General features: G+C 47.7%; 14 protein-coding genes. 8 read left to right on the top strand and 6 right to left on the bottom strand.

Going from position 1 to position 17,832, the window contains the following annotated elements; genetic code table 11:
• Positions 1 to 53 precede the first annotated feature (53 nt).
• On the bottom strand, positions 54 to 1,268 hold the full coding sequence (locus Enr17x_RS15675) for an efflux RND transporter periplasmic adaptor subunit (protein WP_145310305.1): 1,215 nt from the start codon (positions 1,266 to 1,268) through the stop codon (positions 54 to 56).
• A gap of 180 nt (positions 1,269 to 1,448) precedes the next feature.
• On the opposite strand from Enr17x_RS15675, the gene Enr17x_RS15680 reads away from it, so the two are divergent.
• Positions 1,449 to 2,198, top strand: a complete 750-nt coding sequence (locus Enr17x_RS15680; protein ID WP_145310307.1) for a CorA family divalent cation transporter — start codon at positions 1,449 to 1,451, stop codon at positions 2,196 to 2,198.
• A 6-nt stretch (positions 2,199 to 2,204) separates the two neighbouring features.
• Here the strand turns inward: Enr17x_RS15680 and Enr17x_RS15685 are convergent, their stop codons facing one another.
• Positions 2,205 to 3,371 carry an FAD-dependent oxidoreductase gene (locus tag Enr17x_RS15685; RefSeq protein ID WP_145310309.1) on the bottom strand — a complete coding sequence of 389 codons (1,167 nt, stop codon included), beginning with the start codon at positions 3,369 to 3,371 and terminating at the stop codon, positions 2,205 to 2,207.
• A gap of 211 nt (positions 3,372 to 3,582) precedes the next feature.
• On the opposite strand from Enr17x_RS15685, the gene Enr17x_RS15690 reads away from it, so the two are divergent.
• A complete protein-coding gene (locus Enr17x_RS15690) occupies positions 3,583 to 5,085 on the top strand; it encodes a M81 family metallopeptidase (protein WP_145310311.1) in 1,503 nt (500 codons plus the stop codon).
• Between the two features lie 19 nt (positions 5,086 to 5,104).
• Here the strand turns inward: Enr17x_RS15690 and Enr17x_RS15695 are convergent, their stop codons facing one another.
• The 3 genes from Enr17x_RS15695 to Enr17x_RS15705 all read right to left on the bottom strand — a co-directional run bounded on the left by Enr17x_RS15695 (position 5,105) and on the right by Enr17x_RS15705 (position 7,694).
• Positions 5,105 to 5,446, bottom strand: coding sequence for a translation initiation factor (locus tag Enr17x_RS15695; RefSeq protein WP_145310313.1), 342 nt, complete (start codon positions 5,444 to 5,446; stop codon positions 5,105 to 5,107).
• 12 nt (positions 5,447 to 5,458) lie between these two features.
• Complete coding sequence (locus tag Enr17x_RS15700) at positions 5,459 to 7,252, bottom strand: ATP-binding cassette domain-containing protein (RefSeq protein WP_145310315.1); 1,794 nt, start codon at positions 7,250 to 7,252, stop codon at positions 5,459 to 5,461.
• A gap of 163 nt (positions 7,253 to 7,415) precedes the next feature.
• Positions 7,416 to 7,694, bottom strand: a complete 279-nt coding sequence (locus Enr17x_RS15705; RefSeq protein WP_145310317.1) for a GlsB/YeaQ/YmgE family stress response membrane protein — start codon at positions 7,692 to 7,694, stop codon at positions 7,416 to 7,418.
• A 314-nt stretch (positions 7,695 to 8,008) separates the two neighbouring features.
• Here Enr17x_RS15705 and Enr17x_RS15710 point away from each other — a divergent pair, with 314 nt between their 5' ends.
• The 3 genes from Enr17x_RS15710 (at position 8,009) to Enr17x_RS15720 (ending at position 11,432) form a co-directional block, all read left to right on the top strand.
• Positions 8,009 to 9,184 (top strand): sialidase family protein, encoded by a 1,176-nt coding sequence (locus Enr17x_RS15710; RefSeq protein ID WP_198000595.1) that lies wholly within the window; start codon positions 8,009 to 8,011, stop codon positions 9,182 to 9,184.
• Between the two features lie 85 nt (positions 9,185 to 9,269).
• On the top strand, positions 9,270 to 9,920 hold the full coding sequence (locus Enr17x_RS15715; RefSeq protein WP_145310319.1) for a 3-keto-disaccharide hydrolase: 651 nt from the start codon (positions 9,270 to 9,272) through the stop codon (positions 9,918 to 9,920).
• Positions 9,921 to 9,953: 33 nt separating this feature from the next.
• Positions 9,954 to 11,432, top strand: a complete 1,479-nt coding sequence (locus tag Enr17x_RS15720) for a Gfo/Idh/MocA family oxidoreductase (RefSeq protein ID WP_145310321.1) — start codon at positions 9,954 to 9,956, stop codon at positions 11,430 to 11,432.
• Between the two features lie 12 nt (positions 11,433 to 11,444).
• On the opposite strand, the gene Enr17x_RS15725 is transcribed toward Enr17x_RS15720, so the two are convergent.
• A complete protein-coding gene (locus tag Enr17x_RS15725) occupies positions 11,445 to 13,223 on the bottom strand; it encodes an ABC-F family ATP-binding cassette domain-containing protein (RefSeq protein WP_145310323.1) in 1,779 nt (592 codons plus the stop codon).
• 336 nt (positions 13,224 to 13,559) lie between these two features.
• On the opposite strand from Enr17x_RS15725, the gene Enr17x_RS15730 reads away from it, so the two are divergent.
• The 3 genes from Enr17x_RS15730 to Enr17x_RS15740 are packed head-to-tail and all read left to right on the top strand — an operon-like array spanning position 13,560 to position 17,803.
• The gene (locus Enr17x_RS15730; RefSeq protein ID WP_232100740.1) at positions 13,560 to 15,044 is read left to right on the top strand and encodes an O-antigen ligase family protein; all 1,485 of its coding nucleotides are present in this window, start codon (positions 13,560 to 13,562) and stop codon (positions 15,042 to 15,044) included.
• 35 nt (positions 15,045 to 15,079) lie between these two features.
• Positions 15,080 to 16,588, top strand: coding sequence for an oligosaccharide flippase family protein (locus tag Enr17x_RS15735; protein ID WP_145310325.1), 1,509 nt, complete (start codon positions 15,080 to 15,082; stop codon positions 16,586 to 16,588).
• Positions 16,589 to 16,621: 33 nt separating this feature from the next.
• Entirely contained in the window at positions 16,622 to 17,803 is a 1,182-nt protein-coding gene (locus Enr17x_RS15740; RefSeq protein ID WP_198000596.1) for a GNAT family N-acetyltransferase, read from the top strand.
• Positions 17,804 to 17,832: the final 29 nt, after the last annotated feature.

Raw genomic sequence — 17,832 nt, forward strand, 5'->3', positions numbered from 1 at the left:
AAATTATCAGAAAAACAAATCAGGATCAGTCGTCACACCAAAGGAATCATCCACTACTGGGAATCGGATGCCGGTTTTGGCTTTGCTTTCTCAGTTTTTGAAGCACCAGCGGTTTTTGCAGGATCAGCCTGATTTTGTGATTGATCCGCACCTTGAGGTGGTTGATTTTTAATCTCAACTGGACGTCCAGGACGGGCGCGCTGTAGACCTTCATAGATGTATTTTTCACTCGGCTTGAGCCCTTTCAGCACAACACGCAGGTTATCTTGCACCTGGCCAATTTCAATCTTTCTTTTTTCCACAATATTATCTTTGCCAACGATTAAAAGATATTTGCCTGCCAGATCGGTGCCAATCGCGACATCATGTACCAGCAGTGCTCCTGGTATCGGTGATCCGGGTACCCTGACTCGTACATACACCCCCGGATAGAGCAGTCCCTTCGGGTTTTTAAATATAGCGCGAAGTTGAATCGTCCCCGTACCCGGATCTACTTTGTTGTCCGCATAATCGAGTTCACCCTCGTGAGGGTACCCTTCTTCATTGGAAAGCCCCACGTAAACTTTGAGAGTAATCTTCTCGTCAGCCCTCTTTCGCTTTTTGAGTGCTTCCAAAAGCAAACGCTCACTGGCATCAAAGTAAACATAAATCGGGTCCATCGTCACAATTGTTGTTAGAAGTGTATTCTCGCCAGAACCAACCAGATTCCCGGCATCAACCAGATTGCGACCGATTTCTCCAGTGATCGGTGCATTAATTCGCGTGTAATTCAGATTGATGGTTGCCTGCTCAATGTCTGCTTTCGCGGCCATCACTGCCGCTTGTGCTTTATCGCGAGCCGCTTCAGCATCATCAACATCCTGTGGAGTCACTGCTTGTTTTTTCAACAAGATCTGATTGCGTTCCAGAGTCACCTGAGCATCTTTCAACTGCGCATTACTGGCTGCCAGCTGTGCGTTGGCTTTATCCAGGATGGCCTGATACTGATCCCGCTGAATCTCAAATAGTAACTGACCTTTTTTGACGGTTGCCGATGGTTCAAAATTCACTTTCTCCAGAATCCCATCGACCCGCGCCCGAATATCTACAGAGGCGACCGAAGCAAGGGTACCGGTAAAATCCTGATTGAAAACAATCGTTTTCTGAACAGGTTCCGCTACGGTTACAGACGGCGGCTTCATCTTTGGAGGAGGAGGCGGCGAATTACAGCCAGAAATAATGATTACGGGACAAAGCAATATCAGATATTTTCGACATATCCATCTCATAGATAATACGTTCACAGCTCTCCCTTTAAGATATCAGCCTCATTCAAGACCAGCATGTCTTGAAGAATCAGTGAAACAGGATTACTTCCAATTCACTTTCGTTTGTTTAAGTGGCATACTACAAATAAAAACCCATGAATTGCAATTCCCATTTAATGGAAAAAGAAATTGGATCGAAAGATGCATGAATCTTCACTACTGCCTGCCGCTTGGAATGTTCCGACAGAATTCATCGATCGACTAGGTAAACAGGTCGGTCGGCAACGCACGATGGTTTCGGAGGGACATCTACTCATTATTCTGCACGCACCTCCACAACCGGAAGACATGTATCGCAAGGGCCGTCTTTTCTGGCGCGAAGCTGATGCGAACTGGCATTCTTCAGAATTTAAAGGAGGACCGGATGCACTGAATCGACATTTGGATGAATATCAACAACTCCTGGAAGACTATGACGAAAAAGTAGACCAGGCAACCAGCTCACTCGATTATCTGGAAGTGCTGAATCATCTTGGCCCCGTTTATCGAGCGTTATGCCATATGACACAAGCATTGCAAGTGGCACGCGAAGCGATCCCGAAAGATAAACTTCTCATTGACTATCGAGATAACGCATACCGCCTGGAAAGGACAGCCGAGCTCTTAATTCAGGATGCAAAGAATGCTCTGGACTACGTGATCGCAAAACAGGCTGAAGAACAGGCAAAAGTGTCCGCCCGAATTGAGCTCTCGTCACATCGCTTAAATCTACTGATCGCCTACTTTTTTCCCATCGCCACATTGAGCACCATTTTTGGCTCGAACTTTAGCCATGGATACGAAAAGTATCAGACTCCCTACCCCTTCTGGATCATGGTCGGTACCGGGCTCGCATTAGGTTTCGTAATCCATCTGTTCTTGAAACGAGCGTCTCAAACCCCAAGGAAATAATCAGCTTTATTGAAAATTGCTGCTGAACCAGCCAGTTTTAAATCCACAAAGCGTCTTCAGCATTTGCTCACGCAGTATGGGAGTCTGGCTCATCACTGGTAAGAATAGATCGCGGCCCCAACCTTTCACAACTCCCTCAGACTGAAAAAAAGGTGTTAACCAGCCAGTGATTTGTTGATAAAAACGGATTTTTTTCTTCCGCAATTTCTCATAATGATTACAGGCAGACTGAAAGTCGACGGCCTGCTTTAAGCATTCAGAGAACACCCACACATCTTCCAGTGCCAGATTGGCTCCCTGCCCCAAATGCGGACTCGTCGGATGAGCGGCATCTCCCAAAAAGAGAATGCGATCTGACCACCAGGTCTGCATGGACATGGTGCGATAAGTTGTAAATGTCAAATTCTCAAACGAATCGATGTCGGTCACGATTTCCTCAGACTCTGGGCAGAGTTGTAAGACTTCTTTTTTCCAGACATCAAGCCCCTGTTGTTGAAATTTCTTAAACTGAGCTGCGGTCAAGCCCCAAAAAAAACTACACTCACCATTACCAATCGGTAAAAGTCCCGCGAGTTTTTGAGTCCCTTCAACGACCTGAAACAACCGGTCTTGGACAGCGGTGCAGGCACCAGTCGTCCAGAGAGCTCCATATTTGTATTCCGCTCCGTGATGTTTGATCCCCGAAACTTTTCGTAACCGAGAACGCGCGCCATCGGTTGCAAGAATAAAATCAAAGACCTCTGCAGAATCTTTTGACTCCAGTTCCAGCGAAACTCCAGACTGCGATACCTGATATCCGGTAATGCATGCATTTTCCTGAATCAGGGCTCCAGCTTGCCGTGCTAAAGAGAATAAGCTACTAAATAACAAACCACGATGGACTCCCAGTCCATACAGATCGCTGCCTAATCGTTGATATTCCAGTTGAATCAGTCGTTTTCCGGTGTGTTTACGGGCTTCAATCCAGTTCAGGCGGGCTGATTTCTGGTGAATTTCTTCATATATGCCAAGTGACTTTAAGACCGCTTGTCCAATGGGTTGAATGAGAATCCCCGCTCCCACAGGTCCACATTGTGCCGACTGCTCATAAATTGTCACGGCATGCCCTTGACTGGCGAGCAGATACCCTACGGCTGCGCCCGCGATTCCACATCCCGCAATCGCAATTTTCATCAACAGTTCCAATTAGAGTTGGCTGACAACAAGTCTCAAGTTCAAATCGAAGGTCTTTCTACATAGCGAATGAGGAGCCCATTGAGAAGTCCGAATCCCATTTCTTAATAAGACTTTCTTTTCTGACAATGATTGCCTATCTTAATTCTTACGATGCTGATCTGCGAAATCCTGTGCTCAGAGGCAACCTTACCTACCTGGAGTTTCAACCATGAGAATTGCGACGGGCGGCGTGCTACACGAAACAAGTACCTATTCTTCTCTTCCCACAGCCCTTGACGACTTTATCAATGACCGGGGCTTATATCGTGGGCAGGAAATCATGGAAACATTTCCGGAAGCCAACGTCTGTATTGGCGGGTTTATCGATGGTGCTAAAAAACATGGCTTTGAATTAATTCCTCTACTCTGGACGTTTGCATTTCCAAGCGGATTGATCGAGCGAAAAACCTATGACGACTTGCTGGAGGAATTCCTGCAACGCCTTAAACAGGCTGAAGACGAAGGTGGACCTGTTGATGGTGTGTTACTGGATCTTCACGGTGCCATGGTCATTGATGGTATTGAAGATGGAGACGGGCATTTCATTTCCAAAGTTCGCGAGTATTTAGGTGACGACCGTCCCATACTGGTCACGCCGGACATGCATGGCAATCATTCGCCACTGCGCGTCGAACAGGCGACTGCGATTTTAGGCTATGACACTTATCCACATATCGACATGAATGAACGAGGACAAGAAGCAGCCGACCTGATCGTGCGTGTTATCAATGGTGAGGTCAAGCCGGTGATGTCCTTGTATCAAATTCCTCTCTTCTGGAGCACCGCCTGTCAGGTGACCGCGCATCAGCCGATGAAAGAGGTCATGGATTACGCACATGAAATTGAAACTCGTCCCGGCATACTGGGTGTGACCGTCTCTACCGGTTTTCCCTGGGCCGACGTGCCTGATGTAGGTCCTTCCCTGATTGTTGTCGCCGACAATGACCAAGAGTTGGCAGACAAAACAGCTGAAGAATTCGGCACCTGGATCTGGGAACGGCGACGACGCTGGTATAAGCTTCCGTTTTCTGTCAAAGATGCGATAAAACAGGGACAGGAGATCGGCAAGTATCCCATCATTCTCGCCGATCATGCTGACAATACCGGGGGTGGTACTGCCGGTGATTCAACAGAAATCCTACAGACATTTCTCGATCAGAACTTAGACAAGGCACTCATCTTGTATATCGTCGACACGGAAGTGGTGACCTTGGCACAAAAAGCGGGTGTTGGTGGAATCATTGAAACGGAAGTCGGTGGCAAGTCTGATCCGATTCAAGGTCCACCAGTCAAAATGAAAGCAGAAGTCAAAGCGCTCTCAGAAGGAAAATTCAAATACGATGGTCCGATGTACGCTGGCCTGACAGGAAACATGGGTCCTTCAGCCTGGATTCAACAGGACGGCGTTTCCGTGGTTGTGGTCACTGCGCGCGAACAACCCTTTGGACCAGCCTTCTCGAAAACAATGGGCATTGATTGCGAATCTATGAACTACATCTCAGTCAAATCGTCGGCCCATTTCCGAGCCAGCTTTGAGCCGTTTGCCGGATCCATCTTTAATGTGGAAGCCCGCGCGATCCATACACATGATTTCGCCAAGCTCAATCATCAGCGCCGAAAACGGGACTTTTACCCGGTCGAAATCCCCTACGACAGCGCACCAGAGATTTAGATAAATGTGATAGTCGGAATTAACCTTTGACCTGAAAACCCATCTTCTTTAATGCTTCGCGCACTCGGTCTAACTGCTCTCCCTGAATTTCCAGTTCCTCGCCCTGCAGGGAGCCACCGGCGCCGCATTGGGATTTGAGTTGTTTCAAGAGTTCAGGCAGGTCGTTTCCTTCAAGTGGCAAACCACGGATCACGGTGACCCGTTTTCCCTTTTTGCGTTTTTCAATGGAGAGACGGGCGGTCTGTTGTTCTGGCGGTATCCGAAACGGAGGTTCCGGCGGACAGATGCATTCTTCTTCCAGTTGATCACATTTTTCGCAACGTGGATGACGATCAAAGGGTGTCCCTTCAAATAATCGCATGACGATTCCTTCTTACGAGACGCGTGCTTCTAACTCTTCCCAGCGTTCCAGCAATAATTCCAGTTCCTGCTGAATCGCTTCGATACGCGTGGTTGATTCCGTAATCACTTCATTTGACTGTTTAAAGAATTCCGGGGACGCCATGGCCGAATTTAATTCTGCCTGCTCCTGCTCCAGTTCTTCAATTCGCTGGGGAATCTGTGCTAACTCACGCTCTTCTTTATAAGTTAATTTGACTACTGTTTTTTTTGGTTCGGATGCCTGCTCTGTCCTGGCAGTTGTATCAACAAGATTTTTCTCTGAATTCTGATTATTCGCTGACTGCAATAAATAGTCATCATACCCGCCAGCATATTCTTTGACGTGCCCCCCCTCTTCAAATACCAGAGTCGCCGTCACGACATTATTCAGAAAGGCGCGATCGTGGCTCACCAGCAACAACGTCCCCGGATGGTTGCAGATCAATTCTTCCAGTAGTTCCAGTGTTTCTGCATCCAGATCGTTGGTCGGCTCGTCAAGCACCATCAGATTAGTCGGTCGTTTGAAGAGTTTCGCCAGCAACAACCGATTCCGTTCCCCCCCCGATAGATAGCGGGCAGGGCGGCGGGCTCGTTCCGGCGTAAAGAGAAAGTCCTGCAGATACCCATAAATGTTCTTAGGCTTCCCATTGATGGTCAATGTATCCAGCCCTTCTCCCACGTTTTCGATAACGGTTTTTTCTTCGTCAATCTGCTCTCTGAGTTGATCGAAGTACAGAATTTCCAGATTCGTTCCTAATCGAATCGAACCCGTGTCCGGTTTGAGTTCGCCCAACAGTAGTTTGAGTAACGTAGTTTTCCCGGCACCATTTCGACCAACGATCCCAATTTTATCGCCACGGGTAATCAGCGTCGAAAAATCTTTAATCACAGGTTCTGCACCATAGGAAAACGAAACATTTTTGGCTTCAATCACCAATTGCCCCGACCGTTCTCCACTGGCGACATCCATCCGTACATTGCCCACTTTGGATCGACGCTGGCTCCGTTCTTCCCGCATCGCCTTCAGAGCACGAACCCGACCTTCATTGCGAGTCCGTCTGGCTTTGATCCCCTGCCTGATCCAAACCTCCTCCTCTGCTAATTTTTTATCAAACAGCGCATTCTGTTTTTCTTCGGCTTCTAATAAGGCTTCTTTGCGTTTGAGAAATGTTTCATAATCGCAGGTCCAGTCATAAAGTTGACCGCGATCGATTTCGATGATACGCGTCGCAAGCGTCTGTAAAAACATTCGGTCGTGAGTCACAAACAATAAAGTGCCTTCATAGGACTGCAGAAACTGCTCTAACCATTTGATCGCAGGAATATCCAGATGATTCGTCGGTTCGTCCAGTAGTAAAATATCAGGAGACTGTACAATCGACTGTGCCAGTAACACACGGCGTTTCATGCCTGACGACAAGGATTCAAACGTAGTCTCCCTGTCTAAATTCATACGTGAGAGGATGCGTTCGACGGCATGATCGATTTCCCAATCATGCTCAAAAAAAGGCTTTGCTGCCTCCGCAACAATATCATGAATACGTTGTGTACCACCGGAGGGAACTTCCTGGACCAGCCGGGCGATCCGTAGATCTTTATCACGTCTGATTTCACCATCATCGGGCTCAAGCTCGCCGGCGATGATTTTCATCAGTGTAGATTTCCCAGCGCCATTTCTCCCCAATAAACCAATCCGCTCACCCGCATTGATTTCTAGGCTGAGATCATCCAATAACGGCGGACCACTCCAGGTAAACGAAATTTGATTCAAACTCATCAGCGACATACGACAGGACTTCCGATCACACTCATATAAAAAAACCCGACCATGAAAGTCGGGAATGATTCGAACAGTGCCATAGTATGTTAAACAGAGCGGAAATCTGCAATGCCGGTCAGGTCTGTCCCAGATCCAATCTGGCGTTTCTTAAAACAGAAATCGCTGGAAGTCAGGAGCGAGAGCGGCCTGACAGTAATCCCAGGACCGCGACAAAAACAGACGCACCAATAATGGACCAGACAATCGGATAATCTCTACCGCCGAAGGAAACAGCAAAAATCTCGGGTAATCCCAGCATCTGAGCAATCTTGCCTCCCAGGAGAGCTCCGATAAAGCCCAAGGCAATTGAAACCAGACAGCCACCCCGCGCATTTCCAGCCAGCGCCCGTCCGATGCTTCCGCAAAGCCCGGCAACGATCAACAATATAATAAATTCTGGTAACGTCATGAATTGCCTCGTGGTTGACTGTATCGTCTCAGACAGGACCTGAAATGAGATGATTTGAGAATGATTCTTCGAAAACGTCCCTGATCAATCTACACATGAATACTGTAGGTCAGAAACGAGAGTCTGTCCAGCCGTAGTTTCTACTTGTCTAAGTGGTATTCGCAGGCATCCGTAAAACATTTTCATATTTCCGTTTGTTTATTGGAAATACTCGCCTCTGATCTGGAATTTTGTTAGCATTAGTTAAGAGTTCTTTGATGATACCTGCTTGATTTTTACCATAGTGTCTATTGCATTGCTAAAGAGGTTACACCGTGCGCTCACTTGCTCTGATTTTCTTCTCACTGATCACAATCACCCTATTCTCCGGGTCTGCGAATTCCTGTTTTGCTGAAGACAACGACCCTGCTCTCGTCGCTCCTCCCGTGAACACGGCCCCTGGTAAAGAATATGCCGACGATACTCGTATGTTCCAAGGCATTCCCGGACTGGAACGTTCAGCCAATGGGCGTCTCTGGGCACTCTGGTATGCGGGTGGTACGGGTGAAGGGGAATTGAACTACGTGACACTGGTCACCAGCGGCGATGATGGAAAGACTTGGTCTGGTCCCAAGCTCGTCATCGATCCTCCTGGTCCGGTGAGAGCATATGATCCGGCGATCTGGCACGACCCCAGCGGACGAATGTGGGTCTTCTGGGCCCAGTCTTATCGCTGGTGGGATGGCCGCAGTGGTGTCTGGGCGATTACCACTGATGAATCAGACAAAGAAAACCCCAAGTGGACTGAACCCAGGCGGTTGTGTAATGGTATTATGATGAATAAACCAACGGTACTTTCAAATGGAGACTGGCTACTTCCAGTGGCAATCTGGAAACAGAAAGCCAAAGATTCGATTGAGCACCGTTTCGACTTACCGGAAGAACGAGGCGGAAATATTTTCATCTCAAAAGACAATGGCAAGTCGTTTCAACTACTGGGACAGACCGACGTCCCTCACCGCACCTTTGACGAGCACATGGTCGTGGAACGAAAAGATAAGAGCCTGTGGACCCTCGTCAGGACCAGTTATGGCATCGGAGAATCCATTTCCACCGATGGCGGGAAAACCTGGTCAGTCGGTAAAGAGTCTGCCATCCCTCACATCAATGCCCGGTTCTTTATTCGCAGATTGAACTCAGGAAATCTACTACTGGTACGGCATAATCCCAAAAACAAAAAAACACGCCGGGATCTGACTGCATATATTTCGACCGATGATGGAAAGACCTGGCAAGGTGGCCTGCTTCTGGATGAGCGTCCCGGCGTCTCCTACCCCGATGGCGTACAGAGTGACGACGGCACCATTTATATCATTTACGATTACTCACGAACCGGTGACAAAAAAATCCTGATGGCGACCTTCACAGAAGCAGACGTTCTCGCCGGAAAACCAGTTTCCGGAAAAATGCGGCAGCGCGTACTGATCAACCAGGCTACCGGGAAGAAGTAAAAATATCATCATCAACACCATACATTCAGGTTCGGCATAAACGCGATCCTGCAGGAATAATGGAACATGGAACAAGGAAATTCACATGAGATCGTTTTTTGTCATCGCCGTTGTTATCAGCCTGATCATTAATGCTAACACGCTTTGTGCAGAGCAACCACAGGCAGGTTACACACCCTTATTCAATGGTCAGGACCTCACCGGTTGGACTCTCAAACGCGCCAATCGAAAAGGATATCATGTTAAAGATGGCAAGCTCATCTGTCCGGCGGATGGTGGCGGGTTTCTGTTCACAAAAAAGGAATTCGGTGACTTTAGTCTCCAGTTCGATTTCAAATTGACGAAAGCCGCAAATAATGGAATCGCCATTCGTTGTCCCCTGGTTGATCAGCGTCCGGCATATGAAGGAATTGAAATCCAGGTTCTGGATAACGTTGGCTACCCCAAGAAACTCAAGCCGACACAATATCACGGTTCTGTTTATGATGTGATTCCTGCGAAAAAAGGAGCACTCAAACCGGTAGGCGAGTGGAATCATGAAGAAATCATCTATCGCGGTTCAAAAATCACAGTGATCGTAAATGGTGTCACAATTTTAAACACTGATTTATCAGACATTAAAGATACAAAAGTCCTTGACAAACATCCCGGTTTAAAAAACAAACGCGGCCATATCGGCCTGTTGGGACATGGCAGCCATGTGGAGTATAAAAACATTCAAATCAAAGAATTTTGAAACATTGAATTCAGATTTCACACAGGAGCAGACATGAGTTCGAAAAAAGAGAGCCGACGCACTTTTCTCAAGCAATCAGCGGCTGCGACAGTAGCAACCAGCCAATTGGCAGCAATCGCTCCTGCATCAGCCTATCAGTCAAATGAACGCATCCGTATCGGTGTAATTGGTCCAGGCCGACGCGGATTCGGATCCCACGTGAAGACTCTGATGAAACTCCGCAAAGAACACGGCGTAAATCTCGACATCACCGCAATCAACGATGTCTATTCCGTGCACCGGGATCGCGCGGTCGATTTTATCAAACAAGAAACGGGGCAGGCACCAAAGACCTATCAAGACTATCGTGATCTCCTGAACGATAAAGACATTGATGTAGTCTGCATCGCCACTCCCGATCACTGGCACGCCAAACAGGTTCTGGACTCGCTTGCTGCAGGCAAACATGTCTATTGTGAAAAACCGATGACCCATCATATCTCGGAAGCAATGGACGTCGTCGATGCCTGGAAAAAATCAGGTCTAGTTGTACAGGTCGGCGTCCAATCAACGAGTATGCCGATCTGGAATGAAGTACGCGCGCTGGTCAACGAGGGAAAACTCGGGAAAATCGTCCAGTTTCAGGCAGAATCCTTTCGTAACTCACTGGGGGGAATGTCCCGCCATAATGTGATCACCAAAGAAATGACTCCCAAAACTGTCGACTGGAAGCGCTGGCTGGGTGTTGAAGAAGGACTCGCTCCTGACCTTCCTTTTGACCGGGCGACCTTCGGTCAATGGCGTTGCTACTGGCCCTTTGGTTATGGAATGTTTTCGGATCTGTTTGTCCATCGCGTGACAGCCATGCTCAAAGCCACCGGTTTAACGTATCCAGGCCGTGTTGTCGGTGGAGGCGGCATCTTTCTTGAATATGATGACCGCGAAGTGACAGATGTGGCATCAATCATTGCCGACTTCCACGAAGGCGTACAAGGACTCGTTTCCAGCACCATGATTTCTCAGGAAGTCCCCATTCGGCATCTGATTCGTGGACATCACGGCACGGTTCTATTTGATAAAAACGTCTTTGGGAAACGGCAAGCATACGAGTTTATTCCGGAACGTCCACAAGTCACTTTGGATAGCAAACTCAAACGGGAAGAAGTAGAATCGGAACGTGTCCCTGATCAGAATTTACTGCATTTCCAGAATTTCCTGGAAGCCGTCAAGTCTGGTGATCCATCTAAAGTCAATAACTCTCCCGAACTGGGGGCGGCTGCGATCATGGTGGTCAATCTGGGAGTGCTCAGCTATCGAAACGGCAAAGTCTTCCAGGTCAATCGCGACTCAAAGCAAGTCCACGACGGTGACCAGAGTTGGGCGGCAAACTGGGAAAAAATGTCCAAAGAGCGCAGTAAACCGCGACACGTGCCCGGTTGGACAGCCGGAGATAGAGGCAGCATCCTGACCCCTCCCAAGTACCAGAAACTGGCTGGCCCCTGGATTAATGGAAAAGCACCGGAAAATACCTAAGTCGATTCCAGTTTACTGCTCCAGAAACTCATAGAGCTCCATCCAGCGAATTTCCAGTTCGCCGATTTCATCGACCAACGGCTGCATTTCCGTGTGAAGTTCTTCTGCTGTTTCCGGGTTGGTCGCTTTGAGAAACTTGTCGTTGATTTCGTTTCGTTTCTCATCCAGCTGCGCAATTTTGCGTTCAATCGCAGAAAGTTCTTTACGAGCATTTTTGATTTTGCCCCCCAGCCCCTTCTCACGCGGACCAGAAGTTTTCTGTTCCTGCTGTGCGACCGATGCCTGGTTTTGCTCACGATGTCCATCGGCGACTTCTTTTTTCACACGATAAAGATAGGCATCATAATCGCCTTCATAGCTTTTCACACTACCATTGGCGACCTCAATCACATCGGTGGCCACTTTACTCATAAAGTGGCGATCGTGGCTGGTAAATATTACCGTTCCCTGAAAATCAACCAATGCATTTCCCAGAGCTTCCACGGTTTCCACATCCAGGTGGTTACCAGGTTCATCCAGAATCAAAATCGAATGTTTGCCCAATAGAATCCCCGCCAGACACAAACGAGCCCGCTCTCCCCCGCTTAATACCTTAATGGGTTTATCCAGCGCCTGTTCTTTGAACAGAAAACTACCTGCGACCGCAAGGATCTGCTGAGTTGTGGTCCCGGGAGCCGACTCCAGTTCCAGATAATCACGAATCGTCTGACTATCTGGAAGAGATGTATATACGTGCTGTGCATAGCAGGCAACATTGCAGTGATAACCCCACTTCAGATTCCCATCTAACGGAGGCAATGAATCTGTGATGGTTCGCAGAAACGTCGTTTTCCCCTGCCCATTATCACCGACAATCGCAGCCCGCGCTCCATGTTCAATTTCAAGCGTGATGTTCTCGGCGACACGTAAGTCCGGATACCCAATTGCCAGGTCCTCACAGGCTAAAGCAATCCCCTGGCGATTTTCTGTTTGGGGAATAATAATATTGACCGTAGACTCCGCGCCTTCTATCTCCGTTAGAGTCAAACGTGCCAGCTGTTTTTCTTTACTGCGAGCCTGTGAAGCAGTATTGGCGCCCGCCTTATTCTTGGCAATGAACGTTTCCAATTGCCTGCGTTTCGCAAGCACGGTTGCATTGGTGCGTTCATCACGTTCTTTAAGAATCTCTTGATTCTCAAGATATTGATCCACGTTACCGTTAAACAGAGTCAGCTTACCACGCTTGAGTTCAAGCGTTTGCGTACAAATTGCCTTCAGAAATGAACGATCGTGCGACACAACCAGGCAAGCACCGCGGTAGTCTTTTAAAAAGTCTTCCAGCAGCAATTGAGTGCGCAAATCCAGGAAGTTCGTCGGTTCGTCCAGCATCAGAAAGTTTGGTTCATGCAGCAAGAGAGCCGCCAGTTTGACACGCGTCTGCCAACCACCAGATAGTTCTTTGACCGGCCCGTTCAGAAAGCGGCCTTTCAGCTCGAACTGCCCTGCTACCGCACCACATCTCCAGTCAGGCTGACCGCTGTCCCGCATCAGGAAATCCAAGGCACTTTCGCCCGGTTTGAACGGATCATGCTGGCGTAAATATCCCACTCTTAGATTCGGATGACGTATGATTTGCCCGCTGTCGACAGTTTCATCTTCCAATAGAATCCGTAATAAAGTCGATTTCCCGGCCCCATTTCGCCCGATGAAGCCGATTTTCTGCTCATCAGCGAGCGCAATTGAGGCCTCTTTCAGAAGTTCTTGAGCACCATAACTCTTTGTCACATTTGATATTTCAATCAGGGTAGCCATCACACTTCTCAATCGTTGAACCAGAATTTCCTCAAGCAAACCGTATACACGAGGACAGAGAAGATAACGGGATCTAGAAAAGGATTCAATTGATCAAACGTGCTGCGTTCACTCTGGATTCATTTCTTACACCCCGCCTTCAATACATCGTGCCGGTTATAGCAATTATTACAGCCTGGAATGAATGGGAAACCTTCAAATCCTCCCTCATGCATCCAGTTCCTGATCTATCCTTAAAACAGAGTGCACTTTTTGAAACAAATTCGGGGAATTCAGTTTCGGGAACCGGACTACCCTGCGTTTGGCGTAGAAAGACTGTTTTCACTGAAAATTAAAATGGCGAATGATGCAAATCTGACTCAAGACGCTCCCGGTGAAGCCGATCATCAACAAATGATGGGATATAGTCAGACTCTGCGCAAACCGGCCACGATCCGTTCGCCCAGACGTCGTTCTTCAGCCCCAACCTCTATCATCGGAGGAACCTCGGCCCCAGATAACGCCTACTACCTGTTTCTACTGGTGAATATCACTCTGTTTCTGAGACCAGCAGAACTGGTCCCCGCACTCGCAAATTTGCCAATCTACGAAGTGTTGATCGTGTCTTCATTTTTTCTTTCTCTCGATCAAATAAAACGTAATCTGCAAATGCCCATGTTAAAGCGCCAGCCGATCACTTTATGTGTCATCGGCGTTTTAGTCGCAGTCGCACTCTCACATGCTTCGCATATGTATTTTTACGGAATCCGTACATCCACAATCGCCTTTTTAAAAACACTCATCTATTACATGCTGCTGGTTTCAATCATCGATTCTCCCCAACGCTTAAAAGGGCTATTGAAAGCAGTCGCTATCTCGTCTTCCATCATGATCCTGCTCTGCGTAATCGATTACTCTGGCTTATTTGATTTTGAATTCATCAAGCATGTCAGTGACCGTGATGGCGTTTCCGATGCAGGCGAAACGATCCGTGTGTTCCGAATGCGGGGCACAGGTATCTTCCAGGACCCCAATGATTTGTCAGTCCTGATTGTCACAACAGGCATTCTCTGCCTGTTCTTTTTCAATGATCCTTCAGCCAGCTCACTCCGATTCTTCTGGATTTTGAGCATGATCATTCTGGGGATTGGTTTGATCTACACTCGATCTCGAGGAGGATTACTGACATTGGGGATCGCCGGCATGGTCTTCGTGCTCCCAAAATATGGGAAAAAAGCGGCCATCGCCTGTGCTATCGTCGGCATGGCGGGCTTGACGGTCCTCGCAGGACGTCAAGGAAAGATTGACCTTAATTCCGGTACAGGACACGACCGCATTCTTCTCTGGAGAGAAGGCCTGACTGCTTTGAAATCACCCGACTTATTTTTCGGAATTGGTCAGGGCGAGTATTCTGATCTGGCAGGACTGGCTGCTCATAACTCATTCGTGCATGCCTTCACTGAACTGGGGATCTTCGGTGGTACCCTGTTTATTGGCTGTTTTTTCTTTGCCGGCCTGGGGATTTATCGTTTGGCACGTTACCAGAGCTCTAATAAAGGCAGACCTATTTTCCGTAATTCGGAGCTCGAACGTTACCTGCCTTATGCAGGTGCCATTCTAGCTGCCTGGTGTGGCGGCATGATGTCCTTATCCCGCTGCTATGTTGTACCAACTTATATGATTGTTGGGGCTTCCGCCGCTTATTTGAATCTGGCAGGAGCAAGTCTGGCAAAACCAACTCCGCTGATTTATTGGAACAAGCAGCATCTACTACGTTTGATAGGCGTCAGTCTGGGATTACTGGCAGCCCTGTTTGTGTTTGTCCGGATATTTGCCCATTAATCCCCCAGAGTGATGAAAGACTGAAAGTCTAAATAATGAACCAACGCCGATCGGTCAAAACGAATCTAATCGCGAACTGGCTCAACCATGGAGTGAGCCTGTTAATCGGCGTATTTCTAATGCCTTACGTCTTGCACATCCTGGGTGATGCGCAATATGGAAGCTGGATATTCATCAACGCCATCGCCGGCTATTCCGGATTACTTTACCTTGGTTTTGGCCAGACAATCAGTCGCTATGTGGCCCATTATCATGCGAAACAGGACTGGACTCGTCTGAATCATGTTTCTAACGTCATCTTTGCGATCTATCTTGGAATGGGATTCCTGGCGATTCTGACAGCAGGCATCCTGGCATGGCTGGCTCCACACTTGAGCGACTGGGGAGCCATCTCTCTGTTTGAAATCCGGCTGGTGATTCTCATTCTAGGCCTGAATGTTTTTGTAGGCCTGGCAGGCAGTGTATTCGGTGGTGTGTTGATGGGAATTCAACGCTTCGATATCGAACGCGGCGTGAATCTGACCGGCGGTATCATGAGGTTAATTCTGACGATCCTTTTCCTGAAAGCTGAATGGGGACTGCTCACAATTGCAATCATTTTCTTTGCGATCACGTTGTTTGAGAATCTGGGGAACCTCTTTTTTGCTTTTCGGCAGGTCAAAACATTCCGTATCGGGCCCAAGTATCTGAATTGGGCCATCCTCAAAGAATGTGGTTCCTTCAGCGGTTTCGCATTTATTGATGCTATTGCCTGGACGCTGATCGAAGCAACCGACTCCATTCTCATCGGTATTTTCTTCAGCCCGGCTGTCATTGTCCCCTACTATATTGCCCTGCGACTAACCCAATTTATCAATATGCCCATTGCGCAAATCGGTAAAGTCTTTATGCCGCGCGCAGGCGAGTTACATGCAAACGATGATCATCACGCCTTGCAGAAACTGGTATTGAATGGGGTCTCACTCTCTTTTTTATTAGTCACTGGTTTTTTCATAGGTGTCTGCTTCTTTGGAAATAACCTGATTACTACCTGGATTGGTCCCGGATATCCCCAAAGCCAATTGATTCTAATGATCCTGCTGGGAGCTCGTATTGTCGCTCTACCTGTCTCAACATTTCGATCGGTTCTATATGGCATGGGCAATGTCAAAATTCCATCTCTGATTTATATGGGGGAAGCGGTAACCAATCTGATTCTGTCAGTGATCCTGATTCAATCTTTAGGTCTGGTGGGAGTGGCTCTGGGAACTGCCATTCCGATTCTGATTGCAGAACTGGGAATTATCCTGCCTTACGCTATGAAAAAACTAAATATCACAGCAGGACAACTTCTCCGAACGGCAATCAGGCCTACTCTGGCCCCGTTGCTCGTTTTGCTGGGCTACTCCTATTACATACCCCACTTTTTCGAAATCCGAAATTCCTGGCTCACGCTAGTAAGCGTGGCCACCGGTGGGGGTGTGTTCCTGATCGGGACCTGGTTTGTTTTTGAAAAAGGAAACATATTTCTCAACCGGTCTGTATCAAATTCTCTAAACACTTAAATTTCTTCATCATTTAAATCTATGAGCTATCTAATGACTACGACTGACTGCGTGAATCAAACAACCGACATGAAATCTGACATAAACGATGAGCAAAGTACGTCTTCTTCGCTTTCGATCAAGCTTTATGACGGCAGTCAGAAAGAGTACTGCCTGAAGCTGTGGAAAACCATAGAAGAACAATTTGATCATGTGCCCTTAATGTGTTCTCATACCTGGACGTCAACCTGGCTGGAACACTACGGAGATTTGGTCCCCTGCTCTTTCGTAGTTGCATTCAAACAGGATGTACCTTGCGGCATCTGCCTCTTAACTGAAGGTGTAGACCAGTTTGACGGCCCTCTGGCGTTGAACACGCTGCATCTGGGAACAGCCGGCGAACCAGCTGCCGACAGTGTCTGTGTCGAATACAATGCCCTGCTGGTTCAAGCCGAAGATCAACAGGCATTTCTATCCGATTTGCTCAGTACAATTTCAAAGAACAAAGAGTGGGATTCATTCCTGTTTGATGGATTTACCAGTGCAGAACTGGAATCCTGGGGTCTTCCACTTCAGGAAACAACGATTCGTAAAATTGAAAGCCACTATTTTGATCTGAAACAAATCAGAGACGAAGAACGCGAAGTGATTTCGGGATTTGGCTATTCTACTCGTAAGAACTTACGAAAAAACATGAAGTCCTATGGCAATCTGACAACAGAATGGGCGGAAACAATCGAGGAGGCAGACTCCATCTTCACTGATCTGGTTTCACTTCATCAGGCGCGATGGCAAAAGCAAGGTCAGCCAGGTTCGTATGCCAGCGCACGTTTTACCGAGTTCCATAAAGATCTCATTCAGAAATTAATCCCTACCAAGAAGATGGGTCTGTTTCGCGTCAAAATCGAAGGCCAGGTCATCGGCTGCGTCCAGGTTTTAATGGATCGAAACCGGGTCCTCTGCTACCAGGGTGGTTCTGCCGAATACAAAGGCAAACTCAGTCCTGGCGTGATCGCCGATTATCTCTGTATCGAAGAATGCTTCATACGCGGATTCGATGCGTACGATTTTCTCGCAGGGAACACCCATCACAAACAGAAAATGAGCACACACCACAGTTACTTAACCTGGGCACAAATCAAGCGTCCCCGCTGGAAATTCACTGCATTAAACGCCTTACGGAAAATTAAACAATCAATGAACTTGATTAAAAGTGTCAGTCAGAAACCGGAATAACAACTGGTAACCAACAGGATCAAATCAAT

Source organism: Gimesia fumaroli (genome assembly GCF_007754425.1).
Taxonomy (GTDB): Bacteria; Planctomycetota; Planctomycetia; order Planctomycetales; family Planctomycetaceae; genus Gimesia; species Gimesia fumaroli.

Excerpts from the sequence above, each read along its gene's own strand:
- Enr17x_RS15720 (WP_145310321.1), top strand. The coding sequence starts at position 9,954 with ATGAGTTCGAAAAAAGAGAGCCGACGCACTTTTCTCAAGCAATCAGCG.
- Enr17x_RS15675 (WP_145310305.1), bottom strand. The coding sequence starts at position 1,268 with ATGAGATGGATATGTCGAAAATATCTGATATTGCTTTGTCCCGTAATC.
- Enr17x_RS15695 (WP_145310313.1), bottom strand. The coding sequence starts at position 5,446 with ATGCGATTATTTGAAGGGACACCCTTTGATCGTCATCCACGTTGCGAA.
- Enr17x_RS15725 (WP_145310323.1), bottom strand. The coding sequence starts at position 13,223 with ATGGCTACCCTGATTGAAATATCAAATGTGACAAAGAGTTATGGTGCT.
- Enr17x_RS15690 (WP_145310311.1), top strand. The coding sequence starts at position 3,583 with ATGAGAATTGCGACGGGCGGCGTGCTACACGAAACAAGTACCTATTCT.
- Enr17x_RS15700 (WP_145310315.1), bottom strand. The coding sequence starts at position 7,252 with ATGTCGCTGATGAGTTTGAATCAAATTTCGTTTACCTGGAGTGGTCCG.
- Enr17x_RS15680 (WP_145310307.1), top strand. The coding sequence starts at position 1,449 with ATGCATGAATCTTCACTACTGCCTGCCGCTTGGAATGTTCCGACAGAA.
- Enr17x_RS15715 (WP_145310319.1), top strand. The coding sequence starts at position 9,270 with ATGAGATCGTTTTTTGTCATCGCCGTTGTTATCAGCCTGATCATTAAT.
- Enr17x_RS15685 (WP_145310309.1), bottom strand. The coding sequence starts at position 3,371 with ATGAAAATTGCGATTGCGGGATGTGGAATCGCGGGCGCAGCCGTAGGG.
- Enr17x_RS15730 (WP_232100740.1), top strand. The coding sequence starts at position 13,560 with ATGGCGAATGATGCAAATCTGACTCAAGACGCTCCCGGTGAAGCCGAT.
- Enr17x_RS15705 (WP_145310317.1), bottom strand. The coding sequence starts at position 7,694 with ATGACGTTACCAGAATTTATTATATTGTTGATCGTTGCCGGGCTTTGC.
- Enr17x_RS15740 (WP_198000596.1), top strand. The coding sequence starts at position 16,622 with ATGACTACGACTGACTGCGTGAATCAAACAACCGACATGAAATCTGAC.
- Enr17x_RS15735 (WP_145310325.1), top strand. The coding sequence starts at position 15,080 with ATGAACCAACGCCGATCGGTCAAAACGAATCTAATCGCGAACTGGCTC.